This is a genomic window from Ancylomarina sp. YFZ004, assembly GCF_054254355.1.
Genome location: NZ_JBTCHQ010000002.1, coordinates 353,204 through 375,410, shown reverse-complemented (window position 1 = coordinate 375,410; position 22,207 = coordinate 353,204). Strand labels below are relative to the sequence as shown.

20 protein-coding genes are annotated in these 22,207 nt (G+C 35.5%); 19 read left to right on the top strand and 1 reads right to left on the bottom strand.

Translation table 11 applies throughout. The features are described 5' to 3' along the window. The first annotated feature begins 92 nt into the window (after positions 1-92). From ACXR6G_RS04845 to frr, 15 genes are all read left to right on the top strand, one after another. Positions 93-470: a bactofilin family protein gene (locus ACXR6G_RS04845; RefSeq protein ID WP_458360272.1), complete on the top strand. Its 378-nt coding sequence runs from the start codon at positions 93-95 to the stop codon at positions 468-470. Then, positions 448-693 (top strand): AtpZ/AtpI family protein, encoded by a 246-nt coding sequence (locus ACXR6G_RS04840; RefSeq protein ID WP_458360271.1) that lies wholly within the window; start codon positions 448-450, stop codon positions 691-693. Before ACXR6G_RS04845 ends, ACXR6G_RS04840 begins: the two co-directional genes overlap by 23 nt. A gap of 727 nt (positions 694-1,420) precedes the next feature. Next, positions 1,421-2,509, top strand: a complete 1,089-nt coding sequence (atpB, locus tag ACXR6G_RS04835) for a F0F1 ATP synthase subunit A (RefSeq protein ID WP_458360270.1) — start codon at positions 1,421-1,423, stop codon at positions 2,507-2,509. A gap of 77 nt (positions 2,510-2,586) precedes the next feature. Continuing rightward, on the top strand, positions 2,587-2,844 hold the full coding sequence (gene atpE, locus ACXR6G_RS04830; protein ID WP_458360269.1) for an ATP synthase F0 subunit C: 258 nt from the start codon (positions 2,587-2,589) through the stop codon (positions 2,842-2,844). 109 nt (positions 2,845-2,953) lie between these two features. Then, complete coding sequence (atpF, locus tag ACXR6G_RS04825) at positions 2,954-3,448, top strand: F0F1 ATP synthase subunit B (RefSeq protein WP_458360268.1); 495 nt, start codon at positions 2,954-2,956, stop codon at positions 3,446-3,448. Between the two features lie 53 nt (positions 3,449-3,501). Further along, a complete protein-coding gene (gene atpH / locus ACXR6G_RS04820; RefSeq protein WP_458360267.1) occupies positions 3,502-4,038 on the top strand; it encodes an ATP synthase F1 subunit delta in 537 nt (178 codons plus the stop codon). Positions 4,039-4,175: 137 nt separating this feature from the next. Further along, entirely contained in the window at positions 4,176-5,780 is a 1,605-nt protein-coding gene (atpA, locus tag ACXR6G_RS04815; protein ID WP_458360266.1) for a F0F1 ATP synthase subunit alpha, read from the top strand. 72 nt (positions 5,781-5,852) lie between these two features. After that, positions 5,853-6,728, top strand: a complete 876-nt coding sequence (atpG, locus tag ACXR6G_RS04810) for an ATP synthase F1 subunit gamma (RefSeq protein WP_458360265.1) — start codon at positions 5,853-5,855, stop codon at positions 6,726-6,728. Between the two features lie 272 nt (positions 6,729-7,000). After that, entirely contained in the window at positions 7,001-8,143 is a 1,143-nt protein-coding gene (locus ACXR6G_RS04805) for a hypothetical protein (protein ID WP_458360264.1), read from the top strand. Between the two features lie 425 nt (positions 8,144-8,568). After that, entirely contained in the window at positions 8,569-9,024 is a 456-nt protein-coding gene (rplM, locus tag ACXR6G_RS04800; RefSeq protein WP_458360263.1) for a 50S ribosomal protein L13, read from the top strand. A gap of 5 nt (positions 9,025-9,029) precedes the next feature. Beyond that, positions 9,030-9,416 (top strand): 30S ribosomal protein S9, encoded by a 387-nt coding sequence (rpsI, locus tag ACXR6G_RS04795; RefSeq protein ID WP_458360262.1) that lies wholly within the window; start codon positions 9,030-9,032, stop codon positions 9,414-9,416. A 114-nt stretch (positions 9,417-9,530) separates the two neighbouring features. Continuing rightward, complete coding sequence (gene rpsB / locus ACXR6G_RS04790) at positions 9,531-10,421, top strand: 30S ribosomal protein S2 (protein WP_458360261.1); 891 nt, start codon at positions 9,531-9,533, stop codon at positions 10,419-10,421. Positions 10,422-10,447: 26 nt separating this feature from the next. Continuing rightward, the gene (tsf, locus tag ACXR6G_RS04785; protein ID WP_458360260.1) at positions 10,448-11,272 is read left to right on the top strand and encodes a translation elongation factor Ts; all 825 of its coding nucleotides are present in this window, start codon (positions 10,448-10,450) and stop codon (positions 11,270-11,272) included. A 192-nt stretch (positions 11,273-11,464) separates the two neighbouring features. Continuing rightward, positions 11,465-12,175: a UMP kinase gene (gene pyrH, locus ACXR6G_RS04780; RefSeq protein ID WP_458360259.1), complete on the top strand. Its 711-nt coding sequence runs from the start codon at positions 11,465-11,467 to the stop codon at positions 12,173-12,175. 127 nt (positions 12,176-12,302) lie between these two features. Continuing rightward, positions 12,303-12,866 carry a ribosome recycling factor gene (frr, locus tag ACXR6G_RS04775; RefSeq protein WP_458360258.1) on the top strand — a complete coding sequence of 188 codons (564 nt, stop codon included), beginning with the start codon at positions 12,303-12,305 and terminating at the stop codon, positions 12,864-12,866. A 126-nt stretch (positions 12,867-12,992) separates the two neighbouring features. On the opposite strand, the gene ACXR6G_RS04770 is transcribed toward frr, so the two are convergent. Further along, positions 12,993-14,036, bottom strand: coding sequence for an endonuclease/exonuclease/phosphatase family protein (locus ACXR6G_RS04770; protein WP_458360257.1), 1,044 nt, complete (start codon positions 14,034-14,036; stop codon positions 12,993-12,995). Between the two features lie 615 nt (positions 14,037-14,651). Between ACXR6G_RS04770 and ACXR6G_RS04765 the strand changes: the two genes are divergently transcribed. From ACXR6G_RS04765 to ACXR6G_RS04750, 4 genes are all read left to right on the top strand, one after another. Further along, a complete protein-coding gene (locus ACXR6G_RS04765; RefSeq protein WP_458360256.1) occupies positions 14,652-17,480 on the top strand; it encodes a carboxypeptidase regulatory-like domain-containing protein in 2,829 nt (942 codons plus the stop codon). A gap of 28 nt (positions 17,481-17,508) precedes the next feature. After that, positions 17,509-18,960, top strand: a complete 1,452-nt coding sequence (locus tag ACXR6G_RS04760; RefSeq protein WP_458360255.1) for a DUF5689 domain-containing protein — start codon at positions 17,509-17,511, stop codon at positions 18,958-18,960. A gap of 71 nt (positions 18,961-19,031) precedes the next feature. Further along, positions 19,032-20,885, top strand: a complete 1,854-nt coding sequence (locus tag ACXR6G_RS04755) for a DUF5689 domain-containing protein (RefSeq protein WP_458360254.1) — start codon at positions 19,032-19,034, stop codon at positions 20,883-20,885. Between the two features lie 367 nt (positions 20,886-21,252). Then, positions 21,253-22,197, top strand: a complete 945-nt coding sequence (locus ACXR6G_RS04750) for an endonuclease I family protein (protein WP_458360253.1) — start codon at positions 21,253-21,255, stop codon at positions 22,195-22,197. Positions 22,198-22,207: the final 10 nt, after the last annotated feature.

Sequence of the window (22,207 nt, the reverse complement as noted above, 5' to 3'; positions counted from 1 at the left end):
TAGATTCTTACCTAGTAGAACTTCGTTTATTTGGAGGTTTATGAAGTTGGATTCAATAATTGATTACTAAAATGTTTAAAAGCAATACTAAAATGAGCAGAAATAACGAAGTACAAACAACAGCAGTTAACTTAGTTTGTGATGGAACTTCTATTACAGGAGATATCGAGGCAGCAAGAGATATTCGAATCGATGGATTCGTAAAAGGGAAAATCATTGTTAAAGGTAAGGTTGTTGTTGGACCTACTGGAAAAGTTGAAGGTGATATAACTTGCCAGACAATTGATGTATCTGGCCGTATTGAAGGTAATGTTCACGTTAGTGAGCTTATTAGTCTTAAAGCATCAGCTCTAATCTTAGGGAATATTAATACGACTAAAATCTCTGTTGAGCCAGGTGCTAAGTTTACAGGAACATGTAAAATGGGAAATGAAGCTGCTGTAAAGGATGAAAAAAAAGCAATCAAATAAGTTAGACCCCGAAAAGAAAAAAAGACAATTAAGAGAGGCTGCTAAGTATTCTGGCTTAGCATTTCAAATGATTGCTATAATACTGTTAGTATTGTTCGCAGGTATGCAAGCTGATAAATACTTGGAAAATGATTTCCCGGGCTTTACAGTTTTTGGTGCTTTTCTGGGGGTGATACTTTCTTTGTATATAGCCTTGAAGGATTTTTTGAAAAAGGATAGCTGATATCTAAAGACTTTCTGTATTTTCATGGAGTTTTTTAGGGAAAACACTTAAACGACATTTTTAAAATTTAAAATTCATGAAAAGAGCATTAAAATAGACTTACATAGTAGGGTATTAAGGCGACTTCCATGTGATCTTTAAAAACATATTATAACACATGAAAAAACATATTTCCCAATTGGGGCTTTTATCTTTATTTCTTTTAGTTCTAACTATCGGCTTGTTTTATGACTTGTTTAATCCATGGTTTAATCCAATCTTTCCATTTATTATACTGTACTTTTTTGTTTTTAGCCTGATTCAATATTCAGCCTTATTAAAATCAAAAGATAAGAGTCCGATGGCATTCAATACAAGTTTTATGGCTTGGTTTTCCATCAAGCTATTCCTTAATCTGACGATTATAGTTGCATTTGTTCTTTTGAATAAGCCAGAGGCTTTAAGTTTTGTATTATATTTCGCGACTTGTTACATTTTCTTTACCGTATTCGAAGTCACGTCTTTAGTGAGGAGTCTGAAATCAAAGTGAGATAAATAAAGACAAATTGGTATCTTATGTCTTTTTTTTATTAAATTTGGAGGGCTTAAATAAAGGGGCCCTTTGGGAGAGATAATCATGAGCTTTTAGTCATGATTTGTTCTGAGCTGATTTTAAGTTGTTTCTGGTTTAAACTTGTGTCATTAGCAAGTGTAATACCGTTTTATTAATCTGATATTTCCGAATGGAATGAAGCACATTCATCGACTTTTACTTATCGCATTCTTTTTTACTTGTCTAACTCCGGCTTTTGCTTCAGTTAGTGATGAGCATCAAAACGAGACTCATCAAGAGAGCCACGAAAAGAAGAAATTTGAACCTGGTAACTTTATAATGGATCATATTGCCGATGCTTACGATTGGCATGTCTTTTCATATGGTGATTTTCATTTTACAGCACCTCTACCTGTTATAGTCTATTCTCAGCATTCTGGCTTTCATATTTTCATGTCGAGCAAGTTTCATCATGGTCATTCATCTTATAAAGAATTTGAATTGGCTAAAGAAGGAAAATATAGAGGTAAGGTTGTCGAAATGGTAAATGGGCAACAAGTACGTCCTTTCGATATTTCGATGACAAAGAATGTTGTGTCGATGTTAATATCGATGATTATTCTTCTATGGGTCTTCCTATCAGTTGCTAAAACGTATACTAAAAGGAAAGGACAGGAGCCGAAAGGTCTTCAAGCCTATCTAGAGCCAATCATTGTTTTTGTAGTTGATGAAATTGCTAAACCGGCTATTGGCGAAAAGAAATATAAAAAATTCGTTCCATTCTTGTTGACCATCTTTTTCTTTATTTGGTTGAACAACCTAATGGGACTTGTTCCATTTATTCCTGGTGGTGCTAATGTTACAGGTAATATTACCATTACGATGGTATTGGCTCTGTTTACATTTATTATCACGACTGTAAATGGAAATAAAAATTACTGGAAACATATTTTTAATACACCTGGTGTGCCTTGGTGGTTAAAATACCCAATTCCTTTGATGCCTTTGGTTGAGCTGATGGGTGTGTTTACAAAACCATTTGTACTAATGGTTCGACTTTTTGCAAACATCACGGCTGGTCATATGATTGTATTGGCTTTTATTTCTTTGATTTTCATTTTCGGAGAAATGAGTCCAGCACTTGGAATGGGAACTTCAGTTGTTTCAGTCTTCTTTGTTATTTTCATGGATGTACTTGAATTGCTTGTTGCTTTAATTCAGGCTTATGTGTTTACTCTATTATCTGCTTTATATTTTGGAATGGCAGTTGAAGAGGAGCATTAAAATTGTCTTAGGACATATTATTTGAATCAAACTCCTTAGGGAGACATTATAGTTTTTACATTTTAAACTAAATTATCATGATTACATTATCAATTATTCTTCAAGCTGCTGCTAGTGCAGGTCTTGCAAAGTTTGGTGCTGCTATTGGCGCTGGTTTAGCTGCTATTGCTGCTGGAATCGGTATTGGTAAGATTGGTGGATCTGCTCTTGAGAGTATCGCCCGTCAACCAGAAGCTGCTGGAGATATTCGTTCAAACATGATTGTTGCTGCTGCCCTTATTGAAGGTGCTGCTTTCTTTGCAATTATCATTTGTTTGTTGGCTATCGTACTTTAATAGTATTATCCCACAATTTGCCAATGAGGTTGTCGGCGACAAATTGTGGGTACCAACATTTCAATTTTAAATCATTAATTACAAGTTGTAATTATTAATATAGAATAATATGGGCTTAGTTACTCCCGAATTGGGAACTTTCATATGGATGTTTATTGCTTTCGCAAGTGTGTTTTTTCTTTTGAAGAAATATGCTTGGCCTTCAATTGTTGATGCAATTGAAGAGCGTAATGATTCTATTAAGGAGGCGCTTCTTTCTGCTGAAAGTGCAAAAGAAGAGATGGCTAAATTGCAGGCTGATAATCAAAAGATTTTGAAGGAAGCCAGACGTGAAAGAGAGGGTATGCTTAAAGAAGCTAAGGAATTGGGTGAGCAAATTGTGCGCGAAGCCAAGACTAAGGCAACTGAAGAAGCTGAAAAGGTAGTTGCATCAGCTCGACAGGCTATTGAAAGCGATAAAGTAGCAGCTTTAAGTGAAATTAAAGCTCAGGTAGCTACTCTTTCAGTAGAGATAGCCGAGAAGGTTTTACGCCGCCAGTTCGCAGACGATCAGCAACAAAAGGATTATTTCCAAGAGTTGATGAAAGAAGTCAATATCAATTAATTCACTGAAAGTCGAACGTCTATCCATTCGTGGATTGCATTTAATAAGAAGATATGAACGAAAGTAAAATCTCGGTTCGATATGCAAAAGCACTTTTCCTTTTAGGAAAAGAAAAGAACGTATTAGACACAATTGTGGCTGATATGAAGCTTGTTGATGAGCTTTGCAATACAGTGAAGGATTTTTGGTTGATGGTTGAAAGCCCAGTGGTTAAGACGTCTCAGAAAAGAAAGGCTGTGAAATTGGTTTTAGCTGATAAGCTGGATGCAATAAGTCTGAATTTTATGGATATGGTTTTTCAAAACCATCGTGAAATTTTTATCAAAGATATGGTTCGTAACTTTTTGGATTTATGCCGAAAAGATAAAGGGATTGTGTCTGCGAAATTAACAACTGCAGGTTTAATTGATGGGGACGATAAAGCGAACCTAAGTGAAATGCTTAAGAAAGCTTTTAATTCGAAAATTGAGTTAGAAGAAGTTCTAGATAAGGATATCATTGGAGGTTTTGTTCTTCGTGTCGATGATCAAGAATTAGACGCAAGTGTGTCTTCACAGTTGAATCAAATAAAGAGAACATTAATACAATAAACTTAGCTCTAAAGGGTTTCGTTTTTTTTAAAATAATAAAATTGAAGTTCGGGATAGGGTATTATAACCCTTATTCTACAACGAATGTAGATCTTGAATTTCATGAAAGTATTGAATCGTAACAAAAGCAAAAAAATATGGCTAGTATTAAACCTGCTGAAGTTTCGGAAATTCTAAAACAACAATTAGAAGGTCTAAAAACCGAAGCACAACTTGAAGAAGTTGGAACCGTACTACAAGTGGGTGATGGAATTGCCCGTATTTACGGTTTGTCACATGTTGGATCAAACGAACTTATCGAATTTCAGAATGGTGTCTTAGGCATTGTTCTAAATCTTGAAGAGGATAATGTTGGAGCGGTACTGCTTGGCGACACTCAAGGGATTAAAGAAGGTGATACAGTGAAACGTACTAAACGAATTGCTTCCATCAATGTTGGTGAAGGTATGTTAGGACGTGTGATCAATACACTAGGCGAACCTATAGACGGTAAAGGTCCAATACAAGGTGTAACTTATGAAATGCCTTTGGAACGTAAAGCTCCTGGAGTATTGTATCGTCAGCCTGTAAATGAGCCTCTTCAAACAGGTTTGAAATCGGTTGATGCTATGATTCCTATTGGTCGAGGACAACGTGAATTGATTATTGGTGACCGTCAGACAGGTAAAACTGCCATTGCGATCGATACCATCATCAATCAGAAAGAATTCTATGACAAAGGAGAGCCTGTTTTTTGTATCTATGTTGCAATTGGACAAAAAGGTTCTACAGTAGCAAATATTGCTAAGACGCTTGAGGATCATGGTGCAATGGCTTATACGGTTATTGTTATGGCTACGGCTTCTGATCCTGCTGCCCTTCAATTTTACGCACCATTCGCTGGAGCATCTATCGGAGAGTTTTTCCGTGATACAGGACGTCCAGCATTGATTATATATGATGATTTATCGAAACAAGCGGTTTCATACCGTGAGGTTTCACTACTACTTCGTCGTCCACCAGGGCGTGAAGCATATCCAGGTGATGTATTTTACCTTCACTCAAGACTATTAGAGCGTGCTGCAAAAATCATTAATTCTGATGATATTGCTCGTCAGATGAATGATCTACCTGATAGTTTGAAAAACGCTAAGGATGAGAATGGAGAATCAATTATTAAAGGTGGAGGCTCATTAACAGCTCTTCCTATTATTGAAACTCAGGCGGGTGATGTATCGGCTTATATTCCTACCAATGTAATTTCGATTACAGATGGTCAGATCTTCCTTGAGTCAGATTTGTTTAATGCAGGTATTCGCCCAGCAATTAACGTAGGTATTTCGGTATCTCGAGTTGGTGGTAATGCTCAAATTAAAGCAATGAAGAAAGTTGCTGGTACATTGAAACTTGACCAGGCACAATATCGTGAACTAGAGGCTTTCTCTAAGTTTGGTTCTGATATGGATGCTGCTACTTTATCTGTCTTGAATAAAGGTGCTAAGAATGTTGAGATTCTTAAGCAAGGCCAATATTCACCCTATTCAGTTGAAAGACAGGTTGCAATTTTGTTCTGTGGTAGTCAAGGTTTATTACGTCATGTTCCAGTTAATAAAACGAAGGAATTCGAGAAAGATTTCTTGGATTTGATGGAGTTGAAGCACAAAGAAGTGTTAAACGAGTTGGCAACTGGAAAATATACAGACCAAGCACAAGATACAATGCGTCAAGTGGCTGCTGAAGTATCAGAGAAATATAAAAACTAGCTTTAGTATTTAGCCATTGGTTTCATTAGGAGGCCAATGGTATATACAAAAGCCATTTAATTTGATTGTAGAATGGCCAATTTAAAGGAAATACGTACACGAATATCATCTGTTGAGAAGACTAAACAGGTTACTGCTGCTATGAAAATGGTATCGGCAGCCAAGCTTAAGAAAGCTCAAGATGCGATTGTGAAAATTCGTCCTTATGCCGATAAGTTGCAAGAGATTCTTGGTAATCTGTCAGGTAGCTTGAGTGATTCTGAGGAGAATGTTTATGGTGAAGAACGTAAGGCTAATAAGGTTTTATTAGTTGCCATAACTTCAAATAAAGGATTATGTGGTGCTTTTAATTCAAATGTTCTTAAGCGCGTTAATGAACTTGCAAAAACTGCATATTCTAAGCAAAAGGCAGAAGGGAATTTAGAAATTCTTGCTATTGGCAAGCAGGGTTTTAAAGATATATCTAAAGTTCAAAAAGTAATTGGTCACCACAACGAGCTTTTTGATGATATGAATTTCGAAAATACATCTGCAATTGCTAGTTCTATAATGGAAGAATATGTTGCGGGAGATTACGATAAGGTTGAGTTGGTTTATAACCGATTTAAAAATGCTGGTGTTCAGATCTTAACGAATGAACAGTTTTTACCAATTGTTACTGAAGTAGATGATGACTCAACGACTCAAGCGGACTATATTTTTGAGCCAGGTAAAGAAGCCATTGTTGGTGAACTGATACCTAAATCGTTGAAAACTCAATTTTTTGGTGCGATTCTTGATTCTATTGCTTCAGAGCATGGAGCCAGAATGACATCGATGCATAAGGCAACTGATAATGCTACTGATTTAATTCAAGAGATGAAGTTGCATTACAATCAGGCTCGTCAAGCTGCTATTACAAACGAAATTCTTGAAATTGTATCTGGGGCGAATGCTTTGGCTCAATAAAATATTATTAACAGTTACTGTTGAATCCCTGCTCATTGAGTAGGGATTTTTTTGTATGTAATATATAATTTCATTAAATTATATATTCTTATTGCATATAAATCACAGCTTGAGAGTATTCATACCTATAGACTATGGGATTATTTTCTTGAGTTTTAACCCTATTGCAGCTTCCTGCAAAATAAGGAATTCTCATTTATTAACGGAAGGATAAAAATTCTAATAAGTGTGGCGATCTTTTTTATATTGTTAGAACCAAACCTGTTAATATTATGCTTAAAAAGAGATTCTTTTATACCATATTGTTTTTAATAGGTTCATTGAATCTCACATTACAGGCTCAGCAGGGCAATCCTTTCTATTGTCATTATGGGAATTTTAAAACTGATGCTAAGGAGAAACTTTTTTTTAGGTTTGAAAATTTAAATTTTGCAAAGAATAACGAGTACAATGGTGAGTTTGCGGAAGGGGTAACTTACATTGGATATGTTGCTACGCCCAAAATAGTGTACTATCCAACATCAGATTTTAGAATCGAGGGTGGTATTCGTCTACATAAATATTCCGGGATTGCCGACTTCCCCTTATCTGAACCTGTTTTCTCAATTTACTATCATGCGAATAATAAACTGTCATTTATACTCGGTACTCTAAATCAGGATGATAATCATCATTTACACGAAGCTCTTTTTGAACCTGAAAGATTCTTTACAGATGGAGCAGAGAATGGGTTTCAAGCTTTGTTTAAATCAAGGCGTTTAAATTTTGATACATGGATAAATTGGGAGCAGTTTATTTTTCGAAATGATCCTTTTCAAGAGGTTTTCACCTTTGGAACGACTGCAACTCTTCGATTAAATAGAAATGAATCAAGTCAAACTTTATCTATTCCTCTACAAATTCTATTTACCCATAGAGGAGGGGAAATTGATTCTTCAGATTCGTTCAAGCAAACTATTGCCCATTTCGGCACAGGTTTGAATTACAATAAGACTTTTGAAAATACTTTAATCCGAAAAATTGATTTTGATGCCTTAGTTTTTCTTTTCACAGATAATTCTTCGATCAAAGAATTTGTTTATAGTAAAGGGGAAGCATTTCATTTTCGAATTGGAGCAGAGACAAAACATTCTAATCTTAAGCTGGGATATTGGTTTGGAAACAAATTTAACTCATCAAGAGGTTCCGCTTTGTTCCAGTCTTTGTCGGTTATCGATAATAACTACATACAGAAACGTCGTGAGATACTTACGGCTAAGTATCATATTCAAAAATCCATAGCAAAAGGAATCATTTTGGGAGGACAGATGGATGCTTATCTTGATCTGAATTTAAATCATGATTTTTCATATGCAGCCTCTTTATTTGTAAAGATTAATGGTGAGTTTTTCCTGAAAAAGCTTGACTGGAAATAATTAACGTCGTTTTTTGCAGGCTAGCTTGATATTGAATATTCTTCTAAACGTCCTTATTTACGCTGTGTTTTAATTCCTCAACTCTGTCAGGATAAAATAATTAGAAAAATAAAGTTTCTATCCCAAATAAATTTTATACTTTTGCAGAGCATTTATGCGATATGGCTATTAAAAGTCCTGTTTTTTCATCTTAATAGATTGATTTTACTACCCTTAGCAAGTAATTGAATCAATTTATATAAGGTACACGAATTTGATTTGTTAGAATAACTTAAAAATCCAATATTGCCCCGATTATCCACACAGGGTTTAAGTTGTTCATAAACAAGTCGTTAAAAGAATTGGTGTATGTACTGGAAACAGATACTTTTGCAGTTCAAATTGAATAATTGTATTTGAAATATTAATTATTAAAATTTTATAAAGTGGATACATTAAGTTACAAAACAGTTTCTGCCAATAAAGCAACCGTTGTAAAAGAGTGGTTTGTTATTGATGCAGAGAACGAAGTATTGGGACGTCTTGCTTCAAAAGTAGCATTGATACTAAGAGGTAAATTAAAGCCAAGTTACACTCCTCATGTTGATTGTGGAGATAACGTGATTATTCTAAATGCTGAGAAAATCCGTTTGACAGGTAAGAAGATGAATGATAAGCAGTACGTACGTTACACTGGATACCCAGGGGGACAGCGTTTTGCAAACCCAGCGATCGTTCTTGAAAAGCACCCTGAGAGAGTTCTTGAGATGGCTATTAAAGGTATGCTTCCTAAAAATCGTTTAGGTAGTCAACTTTTCAGAAACCTTAACGTATATGCAGGTACAGAGCACAAGCATGCAGCTCAGCAGCCTAAGAAATTGGATTTAAACACTATTAAATAATAGGTATGGAAGTTATTAATGCTATTGGACGTAGAAAATCGGCAGTTGCTCGTATCTATGTTAGCGAAGGTAAAGGTCAGATTACCATCAATAAAAAAGAGCTTAAAGAGTACTTTACTACCGGGACTCTTCAGTATGTTGTATTACAACCACTTAACCTTTTAGAGGTTGCTGATAAGTATGATATCAAGGTTAACCTTGATGGAGGCGGAGTTACAGGTCAGGCAGGCGCACTTCGTTTGGCTATCGCTAGAGCTCTAGTTAAAATCGACGCTGAAGCTAAAGCAGCTTTGAGAACAGCTGGATTCATGACACGTGACCCTCGTGAGGTTGAACGTAAGAAACCAGGTCAACCAAAAGCTCGTAAGAAATTTCAATTTAGTAAGCGTTAATATTTTTGTGGCAGGTTTAGTATCAAAATTGTTGAGACTTCTATCAGATTTAAATTATAGAACTACCTAGCAATTGCCATTAAGATGAATGTAAACAACTTTAAAGAAAACAAAATGTCTAGTACTACATTTGAAGAATTATTAGAAGCAGGTTGCCACTTTGGTCACTTGACTAGAAAATGGAATCCAAAAATGGCTCCTTATATTTTTATGGAGCGTAATGGTATTCACGTTATCGATCTACATAAAACTGCCGTTAAACTTGACGATGCTTCTTCAGCATTGAAACAAATTGCAAAATCGGGTAGAAAAATCTTATTCGTTGCAACTAAGAAGCAAGCAAAAAGTATTGTAGCTGAAAAAGTGAGCAACGTAAATATGCCATTTGTGACTGAGCGTTGGCCAGGTGGTATGTTGACTAACTTCCCTACTATTAGAAAGGCAGTTAAAAAGATGTCAACTATTGACAAAATGGAAGCTGATGGTACATTGAACCACCTTTCTAAAAGAGAAAGACTACAAGTATCTCGTCAGAGAGCTAAGTTAGAGAAAAACTTAGGTAGCATTGCTGATCTGACCAGATTGCCAGCGGCTTTGTTTGTAGTTGACGTAATGAAAGAATACATCGCTGTTAAAGAAGCTAACCGTTTGGGAATTCCTGTATTTGCTGTGGTAGATACAAATTCAAGCCCAGAAGGTGTGGAATTTGTTATTCCAGCTAATGACGATGCTTCTAACTCTGTAACTATCATTCTTGATAAAGTAACTGGAGCAATTCAGGAAGGTTTATCAGAAAGAAAGCACGAAAAAGAGAAAGAAGTTGCTGATAAGAAAACAGCTAAAGCTAAAAAAGCTCCTAAAACTGAAGCTCCAAAGGCTGCAGCACCTAAGGTAGAAGCTCCTAAAACTGAGGCTCCAAAGGCTGAAGCTAAGGTAGAAGCTCCTAAGGCAGAAGTTGCTCCTGAAGCACCTGCTACTGAAGAAGCAAAAGGTGAGAAAGAGTAATTATTAACTGATAAATTTCTATTAAGATGTCTATTAAAGCAGCAGATGTAGCCAAATTGCGTAAAGCAATGGGCGCAGGAATGATGGATTGTAAAAATGCTCTTGTTGAAGCCGAAGGTGACTTTGACAAAGCTGTTGAGATAATCCGTAAAAAAGGAATGGCTATTGCTAACAAACGTGCTGACAGAGAAGCTTCTGAAGGTGTTGTATTAGCAAAAGTTTCTGAAAACGGAAAACTAGGTGCAATGATTAGCCTAAACTGTGAAACTGATTTCGTTGCTAAGAACGAAAACTTTGTTGCATTTGCAGGTAAAATCCTTGACATAGCTATCGCAAACAATCCTGCTGATCTTGAAGCTTTGAAAGCTTTAGATCTTGAAGGAAGAAAAATTGAAGAGCACGTTACTGAACAAACTGGTATAATCGGTGAAAAAATCGATTTAAGTTATTTCGGTAAAATTGAAGCGGAAGCTGCAGTTGCATATATCCACGCTGGTAACAAATTAGCTACGCTAATTGGTTTCAACAAGGAACTTGATGTACAAATGGGTCGTGATGTTGCTATGCAAGCAGCAGCTATGGCACCAATCGCTGTCGATAAAGATGGTGTTGCAGAAGATGTTGTTGCAAAAGAATTGGAAATTGGTAAAGAAAAAGCCCGTCTTGAAGGTAAACCAGAAGCTATGCTTGACAAAATTGCTCAAGGTCGTTTAGGTAAATTCTTCAAAGAAGCTACTTTATTAAACCAAGATTTTGTAAAAGACAATAAGATGAGCGTAAAGCAATACTTAGCGTCTGCAGATAAAGATTTAACTGCAACTGCTATGATGCGTTTCACTTTGAATGCTTAATACAATTATTATTACATATAAAAAGAGTTCCTTTTAGGGACTCTTTTTTTTGGACTTATATTTTTCAGTTTTATTTATATGCATAGAGATTGAGTTTTTAATTCTTATCTTGAGAATTGCTTTTAAAAACTGAGTTTAGCCCGATACTTATCGGTTCAAACACCTCATATCTAATAAAATACTCTAATTACAATGTTACAATACAAACGTGTCCTACTTAAACTTAGCGGAGAGTCGCTAATGGGAGAGCAACAATATGGTATCGATTCTCAAAGATTGAATGACTATGCTGAACAGATTAAAGAAATTGTAGATCAAGGGGTTCAAGTTGGTATCGTTATTGGCGGAGGAAATATTTTCCGTGGACTAAGTGGAGCTTCAAAAGGCTTTGATCGTGTAAAGGGTGATTCAATGGGAATGTTGGCAACTGTTATCAATAGTCTAGCATTAAACTCAGCTCTTGAGGCTATTGACTGTAAGTCGAGAGTACTTACTGCAATTAGAATGGAGCCAATAGGTGAGTTCTACTCAAAGCAAAAGGCTGTTGACTACCTTACTGAAGGTTATGTGACAATCTTCTCTGCAGGGACAGGAAATCCATATTTTACAACGGATACAGGATCTTCATTACGTGGTATTGAGATTGAAGCAGATGTAATGTTGAAAGGAACACGTGTAGATGGTGTCTATTCAGCTGATCCAGAAAAAGATCCAACTGCAACAAAGTATGATAAAATTAGCTTTGATGAGATCTACCATAAAGATCTTCGAGTAATGGACTTAACAGCAACAACAATGTGTAAAGAAAATAATCTTTCAATTGTTGTTTTTGATATGGATACCAAAGGTAACTTACTGAAAGTAATCAAAGGCGAAAATATTGGAACCTTGGTTCACGTGTAGGTTAATAAACCTCATGCTATATGAATTAAGCTAATATAGTTTTTTTTATTATTTTTGTATGTGGCTTTCTTGGCTGACATAAGAAATGTAATCTATATAAAAACAAAATACTTAAACTCTTTCTCCTATGAATGAAGAAGTTCAAATGTATCTAGAGGATGCAAAGGAAAAGATGGATGCAGCAATTGTGCATCTTGAAACAGAATTATTAAAAGTTCGTGCAGGAAAAGCGAACGTAAATATGATCGCAGGTGTATCTGTTGATTATTATGGAAGTATGGTTCCATTGACTCAAGTTGCCAATGTAAGTGTCCCAGATCCTAGAACACTAGCTGTTCAGCCATGGGAAAGAGCTATGATTGTACCTATCGAAAAGGCTATAATGAACTCGAATCTGGGTTTAAACCCTGATAATAATGGCGAGATTATCCGAATTAATATTCCAGCTCTAACTGAAGAGCGTCGTGGTAATTTGGCAAAACAAGCTAAGGCAGAATGTGAAACTGCAAAAGTAAGCGTTCGTAATGCTCGTCGCGATACAATTGTTGAGCTTAAGAAATTGATTAAAGAAGGTTTATCTGAAGATGCTGAGAAAGATGCTGAAGGTGAGGTTCAAAACTTGACTGATGCTTTTGGTAAGAAGATTGATGACTTGTTCTTTGTTAAAGAAAAAGAGATCATGACTATCTAACAGATCGTTTTATCATACATTAAAGGCTACTTCAAACTGATTTGAAGTAGCCTTTTTGTTTTATCGTTTTTAGGCAAAAAAACCACCCTTTTGAGGCGGTTTTAATAGCTTTACTTGTGTTGCAGGTTATTTGTTACGTACTAGGTAAACATATACAGGGAAGTGATCAGAATAGCCACCTTCACGTCTTTTAGGATATCCTTTGTAGCGTCCTTCTTGCTGCACCATGAATTTCTTTTTGAATATATTACATGTCAAGAATTTGTATCCGTTTGTTTTTTTGTCAACTAATGGATTAGAGAGTAAAATCTGATCGAATAGGTTCCAAGTATCACGGTAAGCAAGTGTACCGTAGCCTTTAGCTAGAATATTTTCCCATGGGTTGTAGAAATTTTCACTTCCCATTTTAGAAATTTTAGCCTTAGTATTCATGTACTTTTTCACAGATTCATTGAAAGGGTCATCATTTAAATCACCCATTACAAGAATTTTTGCTTCAGGATCAACTTGACTAAGTGAATCACAGATTGAGCGACTTAGTTTACCTGCTGCATTACGAGATGGGCGACTTAATTTTTCACCACTACTTCTCGATGGCCAGTGATTTACAATGATGTGAACTCTTTCATTGTCAAGAAGCCCTGTGACTAGCAGTTGATCTCTAGTAAAAAGTGTATCACCATCGTTTCTAAGTGTATTTAATCTGAAGCTTTTAGATTCGATTAATTCAAAACGCTTTGGATTGTATAGTAAGCCAACATCAATACCACGCTTGTCAGGAGAACTGTAATGTACAATTTGAATATTTCGACTCACAAGAGCAGGTTCAGCAACCAAGTCTTCTAGAACTTTACGGTTTTCAATTTCAGAAACACCAAGTAAGGAAAACCCATCTTTACAGCCTTCTTTTCCAATTAAAGAAATGACATGAGCCATATTAAAGAGCTTAGCATTGTACTTACTTTCCGTCCATTTATTTTTTCCATTAGGCGTATATTCCTCGTCTCTTTTTTCAGGATCATCAATGGTATCGAATAAATTCTCAAGATTGTAGAAACCAATACAAGAAATCTCTTTTTCTTTTTTCTGAGCAGATACTCCATTTACATTTAAAAGGAAACTTGCTAAAAGAACTAATAAGCCAAGCTGTTTGAATTTAAAATTCTTCATATGTTTATTTTTTCTATTGTAATCCTTATTGAAAGTCGCTTTGTTATACTCTGATCTCATTGAGAGATATAGCATGAGAGCTTATTTTCAATATTAAAATTTGAGTTTGATTTTCTTCGATTGGAGTGTATAGAAAACAATATAATAATTCGGGGGGATCGAATTATATTATGCATGGTTCTCTATAAATGATTGTTTTCAGATGCGAAATTAAAACAAATTTTGAGAACAGCCTAATTCTTTTGGGTTTGCTATCGATTTTTTAGAACACCTATATTATTTCGCTGAAATTCTTCCTGTTATAGATTGATATATTTTTTCGAAGACTATTATGCAATATGAAAAAAAATGTTAATTTTGCTCCACCTAAGCACCATTTTATACCGTTCGATTCCTGAACGGGCTATACCATTAAAGGTATAGTATACAGTATCCATGCACCTTCACATTAAATGTGAGTTCGCTATTCAAAAGGGTACTAAACTCCACGATCTTACTTTAGAGTAAAATTTCAAACTGTCATTGTATTTGCAATCGATTGTGTTTCGGGGGAAACATGAACACGATTGACTGACTACTATCACTGACTATTTATATCAAACTTTAATAATTCTTATGAAGAAGGTTTTTCTGTTCCTAATGCTAGGAGCTCTGATGTCTTTTACCTTGCAGGCCCAAACAGGTTCCGTAAGTGGAAAAGTAAAAAGTGCTAAGGATGGACAATTTCTTGAACGTGTTCAAGTTCAGGTTCTAGGTACAAGTAATATGGTGTATACAGATGCTGATGGTCAATTTTCAATTGTTGATATTCCTGCAGGTAAACATCTAATTGAATTAAATCAAGAAGGTTTCATCAGTTTAACCGAAACGATTGATGTTGTTGATGGCAAAGATACTTCTGTTGGAACTTTAGTTCTAGAATTCAATAAATTTTTACCATCACTAGATGAACTAGATGTAATGTCTATCACTGATGATGTTATTGATGCAGATCTAGGTGATATGGCTGTTTCAGGTATTTTGAGTTCTTCAAAAGATCCTTTCAATTCGGCTGCTGCTTATACTTTTAGTTCGGCTCGTTTTCGTCGTCGTGGATATGGATCTGAGGAATCAGGTGTGTTTTTCAATGGTATTCAAATGAATAATATGGAGAACGGAAGAGCCTACTGGTTTTTATGGGGAGGATTGAATGACGTCACTCGTAATCAGGAAGTGACTGATGGATTAGCTCCTACGAACAATGGGTTTGGTCTTTTTGGAGGTAATACAAACATTATTTCGAGAGCAGATACTTACCGTAAAGGAACTAAAATCGTTTATTCAAGATCCAATCGTTCATACCGTAACCGTACCATGATCACACATTCAACTGGAATGATGGAAAATGGTTGGGCTTTAACTGGATCTGTTTCTAAAAGATGGTCAGACGAAGGATATATTAAAGGAACTTCTTATGATGCTTACGGATACTTCCTGTCAGCATTGAAAAAAATTAACGAAAAGCACAGTATTGGTTTAACTGTTATGGGAGCACCAAGTACACGAGGTGGTTCTGGTGCATCAATACAAGCCGCATACGATATTGTAGGTTCTAATTACTATAACCCTAATTGGGGATGGCAAGATGGCAAAAAGAGAAATGCTAAAATGCAAAAATCTCATACACCAGTTGCTATATTAAAGCATTACTGGGAATTGAACTCAAAAACCAAGATTACAACCAGCTTAGCATATATGAATGGCGAAAGCGGTCGTACTTCCTTGAACTGGATTGATGCTGCTGATCCACGTCCTGATTATTACCGTAATTTTGATATTTATCCAGCTAATGCAAATAATTCTCAGATTAATGAGAATTTCAAAAATAACTCTCAATTGGATTGGGATGCGATGTATAAGGCAAACCAATACAACAATCCTGATTATGTTGATACTGAGGGTGAAAACCATGGTAAGCATGCTCGTTATATGCTTGAGGATAGAAGAAGAGATGTAGAGCAAATCATAGCTGATGTTAATATTAAGCACGAGTTGAATAAGAATATTCAATTGGTAGGTGGTGCAAACTACAATTCGTACAAAGCACATACTTATACTTTGGTCGATGATTTGATGGGTGCCGATTTTATTTGGAACATCGATAAATTTGCGACAAGACAAGACCCTGCTTTGATCTTGACTAACCAGGAACGTGTTGATAGAGTCCAAAATGATTACGATTATTTTGAAGAACATGGCGAAGCTCAAAAGCTAAAAGAAGGAGATGTTTATGGACATGACTATGAAGCTCATGTAGATAAAATTTCAGGATTTGCTCAAGCAAATTTCTCTTACGACAAATTTGACTACTATGCTTCATTGGGATTGACTCAAACGACCATGTGGAGAGATTCTAAAGTAAGAAAAGGTTTGTTTAAGGACAACTCTTATGGTGAAAGCGAGAAGTTGAATTACTTCAACTACGGTCTAAAAGCAGGAGCTACCTATAAAATGGATGGTAAAAACTATTTCTCAGCTAATGCGGGTTATATGACTAAGGCTCCTACATTCCGTAATGTGTTTTTATCACCTCGTACCCGTCACACTTCTCTTAAGGATAAAGGACAGAATACTGATGAGAAAATTATGACTGTTGATTTAGGTTATGCTTATCGTTCTCCTAACTTCAAGTTAAAAGCCAACGCTTATTACACAAAGTTCCAAGATCAGATTAAAACCATGGGTTTTTATCATGATGAATCAAGAACTTTTGTAAACTCTATTCAATCAGGTGTTGATAAAACCCATATGGGAATTGAAATAGGCTTTGACTACAAACTATTAGATGAATTATCATTAATTGGTGCTATTGCAGTAGGTGAGCACAAGTATGATTCACGTCCATTGCTAACCATGATTGCTGATAATGAAGACAAGCCAGTACAAGATGCAGTTCCAGTTTATGTAACTGATTTTAAAGAAACGGGTTATCCTCAACAAGCTTACACAGTAGGTTTAAAGTATTCTAGCGATAAATATTGGTGGGTTGGTGTGAATGCGAACTACTACCGTGAAATGTATTTAAGCTATAACCCTTTACGTAGAACAAAAGCCGCTTTTGATCGTTACAAAGAAGTTCCTGATTATTCAGATGATATTGAATCTGCAGATTTATTTACAGGCCTATTAAACAAAGTAACTCGTCAATCAAAACTAGACGATCAATTTACTTTAGATCTTAATATTGGTAAATCGTGGAGAATCGACTACAAATATTATATCAATATTAATTTATCTGTTTCGAATGTTCTTAATAATACTGATTTCATAACTGGAGGTTATGAGCAGTCAAGAATTAAGACTGATAGTAAGTATGAGAGTGGACATGATATTTCTCAATTCCCCCCTAAACTGTACTATGCTTACGGAAGAAATTTCTTCCTGAATATGAGTTTCAGATTTTAATTCTTTGAAGTAAAAAAATAATAATAAGATGAAAAAATTATCATTACATATAATCGTAGCACTCTTCGGCTTGTTGTTTTTTAATAGCTGTGTTGAAGATGATTATGCAGAACCAACACTAATAGAACCATCGTTTGAGATACCTGCAGATGCAAACTTGATCTCAATTGATGAACTTAAGGCTATCTATACAACTACTATTCCTTCGACTGGGAAATATTTGAAGGCAGATGAATTTGTAAGCGTTGAGGACGATGTTTATATCACAGGTTATGTGATATCTGACGATAAAGAGGGTAACTTTTATAAAAATATTGTGATTCAGGGCGACCTAGAAGGAAATTCACAAGGGATTAATATTTCTGTGGGTGAATCATCATTATTTACAAGTTTTGCTCAAGGACAACAGATCTTTGTAAAATGTAAAGGTTTAACTCTAGGTAAATATGGGAATGAAGTTCAGTTGGGAGGATCGTTCTATTTTTATAAATATAGAGATCAGGAAAACTTTAAAGAATATAGATTAGCACCTATACCATCTCCATCAATAGACTTCCATATTTTTAAAGATAAATACCCTGTTCAAATAACTCCAGCTGTAAGAACTATAGCTGAGCTAAAAAGTAACAGTAATTATAAGTTCACTTTAGTTACAGTCAATAATGTTCAATTGAATAACCCTGGAGAGACTTGGGGTGTAATTGGATCAGAACACAATGCTTCTTTTCCATTCAAAACAACAATCGAACTAAATGAAGCAAATGGTAACAACTTACCTTTATTTACTAGTAATTATTCAAAATTTGCACATTTAATTACACCAGAAGGAAGCGGTAGTGTTACTGGAGTGTTGAGTTACCATAATGGTGCTCCACAATTTGTTATTAATAGTTTGGAAGATGTTGATCTAACTGGAGACAGATTTGGAACTAATAGCGGCGAAAATAGCGGTGAATATTCAGGGACTCTTACTAAAGTTGATAATTTCGATGTTGATTTTGCTGGTTTAGCAGATAATGCCTCTATTGGACTTTCAGGCTGGCATAACATTAAAGAAAAAGGGACCCGAGATTGGATAGCAAAAGTTTACAATACGGATGTTTATACGCAAGCTTCAGGTTATAAATCGAAGGATGAAGAAATTGTGTCATGGTTGATATCTCCAGCTGTAAGTGTTTCTGTACAAAAGCAACTGTCTTTAAAAACCTCCAAAGCTTATTGGGAACATGCCGATGGGAATCATCCCTTAGAAATTGTTTATTCATCAGATTTTGATGGAAGCAATTACAAAACAGCTACCTGGCAAACTCTTAATGTAACTATTGCTCAGAAATCTGATACGGATCATGCATGGATAGATTCAGGTGATTTTGCTCTGCCAGTTATAGCAGGCAAACACATTTCTATTGCATTTAAGTACACCGGTAGTAAAACAGAAACGACTACTTATCGTTTAGATGACATTAAAGTAATTGAATAATCATATTAGCAAGTCATGTCTTATGGCTTGCTTTTTTTCTAACCATTTATTAACTAACAAAGAATCGTAAGATGAAAAAATTACATTACTTATTTTTTGCTTTGATCATGGGACTTTCTGTTTCTATGACTTCTTGTAGCAGCGATAATGATTCGCCGATTGATCCAGATCCTGTTGATCCTACTCCAGAATTGCCTGTAGTCAACAAAACAATTACTGAGCTTAGAGCTTTAACAACTGGTGATGCTGTTGTAGTTCCTGCTGACTTTGTTTTAAAAGGAATTGTAGTTTCTAATCAAGCAGAATCAAACAATTTTTACCAAGCTATCTATGTACAAGATGGCGATGTTGCTGTAAAAATTAGTTGTTTAAAAGAAGATGCAAAGTTATATGAAACATTTGTTGCAGGTCAAGAAATATACTTAAACGCTGCAGGGTTTTATATTGCAAAATACTATGATACCTATACTTTAGGATTTGAAGCTACAGATGATAAGTATAAAGTATCTCGTATCCCAGAAATTAATCTGCAATCTTTAATTGTTGCTGGTGATCTAGATAAAGCTATCACTCCAAAGGAAGTGAATGACATTTCTACATTAAGTTCAGAAATGGTTGGAACCTTAGTTAAGGTTTCGGGTGTTCAGGTTATCACTGCTGATATGGACAAATTATTAGGCGATAAAGATAACAGTGGTTATACTTCTATTAAATTTATTACTGCTGATGAAAAGAAAATTCAGATTAGTAATAATAACTATGCAAACTTTAATGCCGAAGCAGTTCCTGAAGGTAGCGGTTCTATCTCAGGTATCTTAAATACTTATGGTTCTGATTTTCAGATTGCTTTAACAAGTTTTGACGGTTTAGAATTAACAGGTGCTCGTTTTGCTGAGGCTGTAGAGCCAGATCCTACAACGGGAGAGAAAGTTTTCTTTTCTGAGTATGCTGAAGGTAGTTCTAATAACAAATATCTAGAGATTTATAATGCAACTGGTGCTGATATCGACTTAGCTAACTATACTGTACGTACAGGATCTAACGGTAACGATTGGGGAGATGCAATTGAATTAACAGGTACTCTTGCAGCTGATGCAATCTATGTTATTTCAACTGATGAGGCAGATGCTTCAATTATTGCGAAAGCTAACCTTAAACTTTCTTACCCAAGTATTGCTCACTTTAATGGTGACGATGCTGTAGGACTTTTCAAAAAAGTAAATGAAAAGTGGAGTTTGTGTGATGTTATTGGTGTTCAAGGTGTAAGAGAGAAATGGGCAGTAGGTGGAGTTGATGCAGCTACTGAAAATCATACTTTAATTAGAAAAGAAGCTATTACTGCTGGAAATCCAGATTGGACAACTGCTTTAAATGAGTGGGATGTAAAAGATGTTGACTATTGGTTGAGTATTGGTATTAGAGGAATTGGAGAAGATGACGGTGGAAACACTGGTGGTGAAGAGACTGCTGTCGAAGTAACTACTGGGGAGCATGCTCTGGATTTTACTGATTTAGCTTTAGCTTCAGGATCATATACTGATGTAGATTATACTGTTGATGGTGTTAAGTGGGCAATCGTACAGGGGCGTCCTGCATCTGATTATGCTGATGTAACTCACGATGGAGAAGCTTTAATGTTAGGAAAAGCAACTAGTTCTATCAAGTCTGTAAAAGTGACTAAAGGTATTAAGAAGTTCTCTGTTGATTTCTATAGAGGATATACTTCTACTAAGGAGAGAAAGATTGAATTATTTGTAAACGGTGAATCAAAAGGAGTTTCTGAAGTAGCTACTGACGATACTAAGAAAACTTTTGTTGTTGAAGATATCAATGTTGCTGGTGAAGTAACGATTGAACTTAAGAACGTTTCTGAAGGTGGAAAACAAGTTATCATTGATAATTTGAAATGGGAAACTATGGAATAATCAATATTTCCTGTTGAATAAGATAATAAAGAGCATCCCTAAGGGGGTGCTTTTTTTGTTTCACTATTTTTAATGCTCAATTAGGAGGTATATTCCTTGAAAATCAGGTGATTTTCTCTATTTTTGTCCTGCCATTTTATACCCAATAGCATACTGTTCAGTATGCTATTCAATCTCCATTGAAATTTACTAAATGAATTTTCTAGTGTCCTGATATTTTTCTGGATACTAATTACTCATTCCATAAAGTGGGATACTGATACTTACAAAATGAAACGAGCCATGTATAGAGTTTTCCACACAGGAAAATGCTGATTTGGCGATTTCGCCCGATAAATCGGGAACAAAAACTTAGAATTATAAGCATATGAAAAAAGCACTTTATTTATTATTCTTTCTATCAATTTTTATTTACTCGTGTGATTCAGGTAATGACCCAGTTGTTGATACAGAACAGCCAGATGGAGGAGACGAAGGAAATGGTGGCGATAATGGAGGAAATAATCCAGGTTCAGATCATGAAAACTATCTAAATCCTGAAGTTGATGGGGCAGGTAAAATCATCGTTAATTTCACCCCTAAAGACTACGTTCTTAGTGTGGAAGAAGGACAGCATATGAACTCTGTTCGTATTCCAGGGGACTATTATAAGTCAGCATTATCAATGTCTGGATCAGAATTACGAACTCAGCTTAAGTCAATTATTTCATCTGGTGCAAAAAAGCTATCATATAGTGCAGTGTATAATATTTGTGAAGATGATGATCAGAATCCAGATAATGCCTCTCAAGTTTGGTTAGTTTATAAAGAAGTTGGAATTGATAAAAGTAAGAGAGTGAGCTCTTATTCTGGTGGTTGGAATAGAGAACATACTTGGGCTAAATCACATGGTGATTTTGGTACATCTGCAGGTCCTGGAACCGATTGTCATCATTTAAGAGCTTCAGATTCACGAGAGAATGGCAATAGAGGAAGTCTTGACTTTTCGGATGTAAATGGTCCAAGAACAAAGAATAGTTCGTTCTATGAGCCTCCTTTAAGTGCTAAAGGTGATGTGGCTCGTTCTATTTTTTATATGGCTGTACGTTATGGCTTTACAGTAAATGAAACTGGAGGTCGTGGTAACACTGCTTATCATGGAAAACTATCTGACTTGTTGGAGTGGAATGAATTAGATCCTGTAGACCCTTATGAAATCAGAAGGAATAATGTGGTTTATGGCTATCAGAATAATCGTAACCCATTTATCGATCATCCAGAGTTAGTAAAGTACATTTTTGGAGATAAGAAGACAGCTGTTTGGAAGGAATAAAAGCTAAAGT

Excerpts from the sequence above, each read along its gene's own strand:
- frr (WP_458360258.1), top strand. The coding sequence starts at position 12,303 with ATGAATGAAGAAGTTCAAATGTATCTAGAGGATGCAAAGGAAAAGATG.
- ACXR6G_RS04805 (WP_458360264.1), top strand. The coding sequence starts at position 7,001 with ATGCTTAAAAAGAGATTCTTTTATACCATATTGTTTTTAATAGGTTCA.
- ACXR6G_RS04765 (WP_458360256.1), top strand. The coding sequence starts at position 14,652 with ATGAAGAAGGTTTTTCTGTTCCTAATGCTAGGAGCTCTGATGTCTTTT.
- atpB (WP_458360270.1), top strand. The coding sequence starts at position 1,421 with ATGAAGCACATTCATCGACTTTTACTTATCGCATTCTTTTTTACTTGT.
- atpH (WP_458360267.1), top strand. The coding sequence starts at position 3,502 with ATGAACGAAAGTAAAATCTCGGTTCGATATGCAAAAGCACTTTTCCTT.
- ACXR6G_RS04755 (WP_458360254.1), top strand. The coding sequence starts at position 19,032 with ATGAAAAAATTACATTACTTATTTTTTGCTTTGATCATGGGACTTTCT.
- atpA (WP_458360266.1), top strand. The coding sequence starts at position 4,176 with ATGGCTAGTATTAAACCTGCTGAAGTTTCGGAAATTCTAAAACAACAA.
- ACXR6G_RS04770 (WP_458360257.1), bottom strand. The coding sequence starts at position 14,036 with ATGAAGAATTTTAAATTCAAACAGCTTGGCTTATTAGTTCTTTTAGCA.
- ACXR6G_RS04845 (WP_458360272.1), top strand. The coding sequence starts at position 93 with ATGAGCAGAAATAACGAAGTACAAACAACAGCAGTTAACTTAGTTTGT.
- ACXR6G_RS04760 (WP_458360255.1), top strand. The coding sequence starts at position 17,509 with ATGAAAAAATTATCATTACATATAATCGTAGCACTCTTCGGCTTGTTG.
- pyrH (WP_458360259.1), top strand. The coding sequence starts at position 11,465 with ATGTTACAATACAAACGTGTCCTACTTAAACTTAGCGGAGAGTCGCTA.
- tsf (WP_458360260.1), top strand. The coding sequence starts at position 10,448 with ATGTCTATTAAAGCAGCAGATGTAGCCAAATTGCGTAAAGCAATGGGC.
- atpF (WP_458360268.1), top strand. The coding sequence starts at position 2,954 with ATGGGCTTAGTTACTCCCGAATTGGGAACTTTCATATGGATGTTTATT.
- rpsI (WP_458360262.1), top strand. The coding sequence starts at position 9,030 with ATGGAAGTTATTAATGCTATTGGACGTAGAAAATCGGCAGTTGCTCGT.
- atpG (WP_458360265.1), top strand. The coding sequence starts at position 5,853 with ATGGCCAATTTAAAGGAAATACGTACACGAATATCATCTGTTGAGAAG.
- rpsB (WP_458360261.1), top strand. The coding sequence starts at position 9,531 with ATGTCTAGTACTACATTTGAAGAATTATTAGAAGCAGGTTGCCACTTT.
- ACXR6G_RS04840 (WP_458360271.1), top strand. The coding sequence starts at position 448 with ATGAAAAAAAAGCAATCAAATAAGTTAGACCCCGAAAAGAAAAAAAGA.
- atpE (WP_458360269.1), top strand. The coding sequence starts at position 2,587 with ATGATTACATTATCAATTATTCTTCAAGCTGCTGCTAGTGCAGGTCTT.
- ACXR6G_RS04750 (WP_458360253.1), top strand. The coding sequence starts at position 21,253 with ATGAAAAAAGCACTTTATTTATTATTCTTTCTATCAATTTTTATTTAC.